We start from the raw sequence: 7,050 nt of genomic DNA, 5'->3' as shown, positions 1-7,050 counted from the left end.
CGGAGGACTCTCGCGGTGATCTCGAGGCTCTCATTCGTCAGGATAAACCCAACGCACCTTCCGGCGAACCACGGAGGTCGTCGAACGCCACGGACCAGGGCTGCCACGGAGTGGGCTAGCCCCAGCTTAGCCCGGAACGCGTAGGGGCCCTTTCGAGCCCCTCCCTTTACGACCCTAACTGTATGAATTTAAATGGTCGGGGCGAGAGGATTCGAACCTCCGACCTCTTGGTCCCGAACCATGCTGCGGGACGGTTGTGACTCGGCTGACCGCTTACCCCAACCGTCATCTCGAACGACGGGCGTCACCCTCGCCGACGCTTGGACCTTACGAGTGGGACTCTCGCGGCGCCGCCGGCCAACCCCTCGACCCTCTCGGCCCAGCGTCTCAGCCACTCGCGGTACTCCTCCGTGCGCCGGCCTTGCAGGTATACCGCGTCAGAGTCGGCGAGACCTCGCTGCCGGTGCCCGAGCACATCCGTCAGGATGTGAGGCGGGCCGCCGAGGCGCAAGATGCCGGACGCGCACGTACGTCTCAGGTCGTGGAGCGCGATGTCACCTATACCCGTGTGGGCTCTCATACTCTCGGTCACAGCCTGATGGTGTAGGTGGGGGAAGACCCTTGGCGCGTGGGCGGCTAGCTCGTGTAGCTCACCTAGGATCCTCACGGCCAACGGGGGCAGCGGCACGTCTAACGAATCCCGCTCGGGGTCGCGGCGCGTGACTCTAACCTTGCGGTGCTCTGCGGCGATGTGCCACACGGGCGCGTCCCCACCTAGGCGGATGTCATCCCAGCTCGCCAGCGAAGCCTCAGTGCGGCGCAGGCCGAGGAGCAATAGCAAGCGGACGTAGGCTCGTGGGACTGCCTTCATCGTCTCGGTGCCGAGCCAGAACTTCTTGACCTCGGCGAAGGCCTCGGTGTCCGTCGTGGCCCGCACGTTAATGAGGGAGCGGCGGCGCTCACGCTCGCCCTTCACAGTCGGCCGGTCCACTCCCGCCGTGGGATCCCGGTCCACGAGCATTACCCGCGGGGCGACCTCCTCACCCGCGCCCCACCTGTGTGCAAAGCGTATGAGCTGGAAAGCGCGATCGGCTTGGTGCTTGCCACGAGCGGCCAGCCTCTTTACGAAGAGACGCACGTCGGCCTGCACGGCGTCCTTCGCCTTCATCCTGCCGAGCGCGGAGGGCTCGATGTCCTTGGCGAGCGTCCGCCGGTACTCTCGCGCCGTGTTGGGCGCGAGCCTTCGGGTCTCGATGTAGCGGCGGACCAGCTCCGCGATGGTTGGTGCCTCGGCTTCACGCGCGGCAGCCGCTCGCTCTTCCGCAGCCCTCTTCCGCACGGCGCGGTTCACAGCGGTGGGGTCAATGTCGCGGGCGAGGTCACCGGCCTTCGCCCGAGCAGCCTCCCGGGCCTTGTCCAGCGTGAGCGTTGCGGCATCGCCGAGGCGGCACCAGACCTTCCGCCCCATGGCGCGCTTGACCAAGTAGTAGCTCCGCTCGCCCGCGGCCGTGACACGCAGGCCGAAGCCACGCGGCGCGTCCTTGTGCTGGTCGAGGTAGAGAGTGCGCGTCCGTCCCGGGGCTACCGGTAGCCGGGCTACCAGGGCCGGCGTCAGGACCTCACGCATGAGCTACGCCTCCCTTCGGAGTTGAGCTACGGCTCGGGCTACCACCTGGCTACCACTCCCGGCGAAAAAGCACGCCCAGGCATGCTCAAGCCCGCGCAGGGTAGTGTAGGACAGGAAGGCCTGCTAGGTCAAGCCTTTACGGTCAGAAATGGCTGCAAAACCGTGGGGAGCAAGGGGCTTGCAGAGGAGGCTTATACTGCTATCCTGCTGAGCTATGGGCGCGCGGGCAACGCTCGGAGACTCGAGACTACCACAAGGGGAAGCAGCCTGCAGGTGATCCTAGTAACGGATGAGGCTATTCACCCTATACCCCATGAGCTTCTCGCGTCCATTGAGGAAGGTCAGCTCGACCAGGAAGGCGTAGGCCGCGACGATGCCGCCCAGCTTCTTCGTGAGGTCTCCCACCGCCCGGGCCGTTCCTCCGGTTGCAATCACATCGTCTACGATGAGCACGCGCTCCCCGGCCGACACGGCATCCTCGTGGATCTCGAGGGAGTCCGTCCCGTACTCCAGGTCATAGGTGGCCTTTACCGTCCGCGCCGGCAGCTTGCCCGGCTTCCGCACCGGCACAAAGCCCGCCCCCAGCCGACTGGCGACCAGGCTGCCCAGAATGAAGCCCCGGCTCTCGATGGCCACGACCTTGTCCACCCTCTCTCCCCCACAGAGAACTACGAAGAGGTCTACGGCTCGCCGGAATGTCACGGGGTCCTTCAGGAGGGTCGTGATGTCCTTGAAGACGATCCCCTTTTTCGGGAAATCAGGGACGTCGCGAATCGCTGCCTTCAAGGAATCGATGTCGGCCTGGAGGTCCATGCCAGCTCCTAGCGAATGTGAAAGCCCTGATCGCCGCGAGAAGCGATGGCTGCGCGCTCTAGCCCCTCGACCCGGGCGAAGGCCGGACCCTCCCGTAGCCGGCCCTCGAAGTGGAGCAGCGTCTCCTCGGAACCCTCCGCTACGACCTCCACCGTCCCGTCGTCCCGGTTGCGAGCGTAGCCGGCCACTCCCAACGCCTCCGCTTGCCGGAGGACAAAGTAGCGGTAGCCGACACCTTGCACCCGCCCTTGTACCAGGAACCGATACGCGGCCACCTCACCTCCTTCGGGCGAGACTACCATAGCCGTGAGCCGTCCCGTGCCGGTCCACCCCGGTCCTTGGTGATCGCGACCACCGTGGCTCGCGTGGCACGCACGTAGTCCTCCGGCGCCAAGAGGATCTGAGTCCCCCTTACCCCTGCCGGGACTGAGATTGTGGGATGCGCGAGCGCGCTCTCGTCAAACTAGACGGGATAGTCCCTCTCGCCACCGAGAGCCCTCACCCCCCCTCGCACCGAGCCCGCTAGGCCCGGACCTCCTTGAGAGGGACGAGACCGACACTCCGGTCGCCCGTGACGCGGGCCAGAGCCTCTGACGCCCACTCCCCCCGATCAGAGCCGGACCCTCAAAACGAGCGTCTTTTCAGGCGCTCGACGCTGAACTTAGCGGTGTCCGCCACCGCCATGACGGCCATAACCCCCGCCTGGACTGGGTCCGTCACCACCAAGTCCGCGGCTTCCGGCACGCCCCCCGCCATGTTCAGGCTGATGACGAGCAGGCCCTGGGCTCGCACCTCCCGCACCGCTTGCTCGATCTCGCCGCCCATCAGGGAGCCCGCCAGCACCAGGGCCCGCGCGCGGGGCAGCCGGGTCACGGCACGAACCGCAGCCGCCAGAGCCTCCTCGCCCACCAGCGGGATGGTATCCACGGAAATGTGCTCGCCGCGGATGTTGTGGCGGTCAGCTTCCGAAATCGCACCGATCGCGACCTGCCCAACCTGGGCCCCGCCCCCCATGATGATAATGCGTTTGCCGTAGATCCTCTGGAACGTCTCCACCAATTCCACGGACTGCACGACGGGCAGGCCCCGAAGCTCTTCGGTCAGGGCGGCGGGGCCGGCGGGGAGATCGATTTCGAAGTATATGAGGCTCTCGTTTGGGCTCCGCTCCACGATCTCCACCGACGTGATGTCGCCCCGGTGGCGAGCAATCACACCCGAGAGCTGGTGGAGCACGCCCGGGCCGCTCTGGGCCTTCACGGCTACACCGATTGTCCGATCGGCCAATCGCCCCCCGCGCCCTTGGACCATCTGGCCCAACGAGTATACCCGCGCCGATCCTGGGGAGGCCCGACTCATTCCCCGACGTCGGTCCCGGTCAGGACCGGACTGAGCGCGGCCGGCGGGGTTTGATTTGCGAGGTCGTCAAGGAGAACACCAATCCCGCCGTCAGATTTCCCGGCCGAGGAACGCGTGGCCCACGCTAGGTCGAATGGGGACCCACGCGTTGGCGGGCGCGGCCCAGCACCAGGACCGCGTTGTTGCCTCCAAAGGCAAAGGAGTTCGAGAGCGCGGTCTCTACAGGGGCCGCACGGGTCGCCGTGAGGTAGTCCAGGGCCGGTAGGCCGGGATCGACCTCCGTCAAGTTTGCCGTGGGTGGAAGACGACCCTGCTCAAGGGCGAGGACCGTGGCCACCGCTTCCAGGGCACCCGAGGCCCCCATGGCGTGCCCGTGCACCGCCTTCGTGGAACTTACGGGAAGGCGGGGCGCTTGGGCACCGAACAGGGTGGCAATGGCCTCCGCCTCCAGTTGATCGTTCACGTTGGTTCCCGTCCCGTGGGCGTTGATGTAGCCAACCGCCTCCGGTTTCACTTGGGCGTCCTCGAGAGCCCCCGCCATGCACGACCTCACACCCTCGGCGTCGGGATGGGTGACGTGCCCGGCATCGGCGTTCGCGGCGTAGCCCAGAACCTCGCCGAGCACCCGCACCCCCCGTCCCTCCGCGTGTGCGAGCGTTTCTAGGACGAGGAACGCCGCCCCCTCCCCGATCACGATTCCCTGGCGATCGCGGCCGAAGGGCCGACAGGCTCGCGCGGGATCATCCCCCGCGGGGGCGAGCACCCGCATTGCGTTCCAGGCCGCCAGCACGATGGGAGTGAGGGGCGCCTCGGCCCCGCCGGCCAGCATGACGTCCGCATCCCCAGCGCGCAGGAGCCGGAACGCCTGGCCGATGGCATGGGTGGCAGCGGCGCACGCCACCGAAAGCGTCAGGTTGGGTCCGCGCAGCCCAAACCGGGCAGCGAGCAGCGCCGCAGGCGCGTTCGCCATGGCGGTCGGGATGACCGTGGGCCGCGGACGCGTCCCCGGGCTCGTAAAGCATATCCGGTAGGTCTCTTCGGTCTCCGCGATGGGGCCGAAGCCGGAGCCCACGAACACTCCGCCCCGGGAGCGCTGCGACGGCGTCAGACCCGACGCCGCAAGGGCCTGTGTCGCCGCCGCACAGGCGTACTGAGCAACCCGCGACGTGGTCGCCAGGACGCGTGCGGGCAGCCAGGTTCCGGGTTCGAACCCGGAAACGGAGGCACCGATGGGGTCCTCAAGGCCGGGAGCGTCAAGGCCTTGCAGTCGCTCGACCCCGGGACGTCCCGTGAACACCCGCTCCGCGAAGGAGGTGAGGTCGCAGCCCAGCGACGAGACTTGGCCGAGGCCGGTCACGACTACCCGCTGGCCTGACATCACGGCCACCGTCCCCGTTCAGCGGGCAGGAGCGGCCGTGTTCTGTAGCGCCTCGATGCCGTCGCAGACCGCCCGCACCGTCCGGAACTCGCTGACCCGATCATCCGGCACCGAGACCTTGAACTCCTCCTCGATCTCGAAAATCAGGTCGAGAGCGTCTAGCGAGTCAAGCTCCAAGTCTTCCTGGAGTCGCGAATCCTCGCTCACCTTTTCAAGGGGGAGGCTCCGGAAGCGGGCGATGATGCCACGCACGCGGTCGAAGGTCTCGGCACGCACAGGAGGATTATCACCCGCGGGCCGAGCCCTTGTCACTCAGGAATGACCGTGGATCGACCTTGACGCCCTCCCTTTTCCCGCCCGCCCCCGCCGCCTCTAGCTTCCGCCATCCTGTGGCTCGCTGAAGCATCGAGGTCCAGGCGATAGATCTGCTTGAGCTTCTGGATCGTGCGCAAATTCTCCGCTTGGAAGGGCTGCTTGCCCTCGAAGGAGTGAAGAACAATGCCCTCCAGGAGGTCCCCCAGGGTGATGTCATGCAGTTCCGCCAGCGCCTTCAAGACCTTGAGGATCCGCTTCTCCATCCGGACCCCCGTCTGCACGCGCTGAACCACAAGCGCGCCCGACCCCGACCTCGATCGCGGGCGCTTCGAACCCATCCTTGTCATATGGCCACCGCGAGGCGTCCGGGAATCATCTCGCCACCAATGTAGTTCGGTACAGTCTCGGGTTCAACGGGTCATGGCCCCAAAGAACAGGACGCTCCTTCTGAGCGACCTATTCGGGTACCCACCGCCGCCGCCCAAGCGAGTCGGCGAGGGCGAGCCCCGTCTCGAGCTCAGCCGCTCAAAAGCAAACACAGGGCCCGCCCGCACCACCCCGCCCGGGCCCCCGTCGCTGAATCAGCCAGCGAGCAGGCGCTTCGACCGTGGGTGGCCGCATAGAGCTCTCCGCGATCGGGACAGTGGTGAGCCCCGCGATCTCCGCGTTGGGGATCCCCGGTGCCGCCGGCGTCCAAAAGCGCGCCGCACTTGCGGTTGACGCCTGAGCTAGCGGGCCAGCCTGCTCCTCGGCACTATTCCTCGGACCTCGCCTGACCACCTCTAGTGTAATGCTTCGGAGTTGGCGAGGGACGCGCCCGGGCCGGTTGGGAGAGCAGAGGCCCGGTGCGCCCTCTTGATGAAGGCTGAGCACGAGAGTGGCGATTTGCGCCTACCGGTTCCGGGCGTACCCGACGCCGCGGCAGCAGCGCCGGCTGGCCCGGGAGTTCGGGGCCGCGCGCTGGGTCTATAACCGTGGCCTGGAAACGATCTCCCGGGCCTGGCGCGAGCGGCAGGAGCGGGTCACCGGTGTGGATTTCTCTCGCCAAGTGACCAAGCTGAAGCAGGGCGAGGTGCCCTGGCTAAAGGAAGTTTCGAGCTACGTGCTCACCCAGTCGCTTCGGGACCTGGACCGGGCCTTTAAGGCTTTCTATGCCAAGCGGGCCCGCTACCCGCGCTTCAAGAAGCGGCGCGGGGAGCAGGCAGTCCGCTATCAGCTCGATAAACGACTCAAGAATTCCTATGTCGCGGGGTCGCGCCTGGTCCTGCCCCGCCTCGGGGGCGTGAAGCTCGTCTGGTCTCGGGTACCCCCTGGGCGACCGAAGATGGTGACCGTAAAGCGCGACGGGGCGGGGCGATACTTCGTGTCCATGGCCATGGATCGGGAGACCATACCCCTCCCCACGGTCGATCGTGTAGTAGGTTTGGATGCGGGGCTCTCTGCGGCCGTCACCTTTGACGACGGTACCAAGGTCGCGCCGCCCCGGTACTTGGAAAGGAGGCTGAAACAGCTCAAGAGGCGGAGTCGGGATCTCTCCCGTGCCAAGAGGGGCTCGCGGGGA

8 protein-coding genes and 1 tRNA gene are annotated in these 7,050 nt (G+C 66.8%); 1 reads left to right on the top strand and 8 read right to left on the bottom strand.

Annotation, left to right across the window (positions count from 1 at the left end):
* Positions 1-193 precede the first annotated feature (193 nt).
* From VN461_21275 to VN461_21240, 8 genes are all read right to left on the bottom strand, one after another.
* Positions 194-285, bottom strand: a tRNA-Ser gene (locus VN461_21275).
* Between the two features lie 19 nt (positions 286-304).
* Positions 305-1,627, bottom strand: a complete 1,323-nt coding sequence (locus VN461_21270) for an integrase arm-type DNA-binding domain-containing protein (GenBank protein HXB57309.1) — start codon at positions 1,625-1,627, stop codon at positions 305-307.
* A gap of 279 nt (positions 1,628-1,906) precedes the next feature.
* Positions 1,907-2,440: an adenine phosphoribosyltransferase gene (locus VN461_21265; protein HXB57308.1), complete on the bottom strand. Its 534-nt coding sequence runs from the start codon at positions 2,438-2,440 to the stop codon at positions 1,907-1,909.
* An 8-nt stretch (positions 2,441-2,448) separates the two neighbouring features.
* Positions 2,449-2,715, bottom strand: a complete 267-nt coding sequence (locus tag VN461_21260; protein HXB57307.1) for an acylphosphatase — start codon at positions 2,713-2,715, stop codon at positions 2,449-2,451.
* A 349-nt stretch (positions 2,716-3,064) separates the two neighbouring features.
* Positions 3,065-3,724 carry a DUF5612 domain-containing protein gene (locus tag VN461_21255; protein HXB57306.1) on the bottom strand — a complete coding sequence of 220 codons (660 nt, stop codon included), beginning with the start codon at positions 3,722-3,724 and terminating at the stop codon, positions 3,065-3,067.
* A 196-nt stretch (positions 3,725-3,920) separates the two neighbouring features.
* On the bottom strand, positions 3,921-5,174 hold the full coding sequence (locus VN461_21250) for a beta-ketoacyl-[acyl-carrier-protein] synthase family protein (GenBank protein ID HXB57305.1): 1,254 nt from the start codon (positions 5,172-5,174) through the stop codon (positions 3,921-3,923).
* A gap of 18 nt (positions 5,175-5,192) precedes the next feature.
* The gene (locus tag VN461_21245) at positions 5,193-5,450 is read right to left on the bottom strand and encodes an acyl carrier protein (protein ID HXB57304.1); all 258 of its coding nucleotides are present in this window, start codon (positions 5,448-5,450) and stop codon (positions 5,193-5,195) included.
* A gap of 32 nt (positions 5,451-5,482) precedes the next feature.
* A complete protein-coding gene (locus VN461_21240; protein HXB57303.1) occupies positions 5,483-5,752 on the bottom strand; it encodes a hypothetical protein in 270 nt (89 codons plus the stop codon).
* A gap of 614 nt (positions 5,753-6,366) precedes the next feature.
* On the opposite strand from VN461_21240, the gene VN461_21235 reads away from it, so the two are divergent.
* On the top strand, positions 6,367-7,050 hold a 684-nt coding region (locus VN461_21235; protein HXB57302.1), incomplete at its 3' end, for a transposase.

Source organism: Vicinamibacteria bacterium (genome assembly GCA_035570235.1).
Classification (GTDB): Bacteria; Acidobacteriota; Vicinamibacteria; order Fen-336; family Fen-336; genus DATMML01.
The sequence above is the reverse complement of the archived record's forward strand: the minus strand, read 5'-3'. Positions and strand labels throughout refer to the sequence as shown.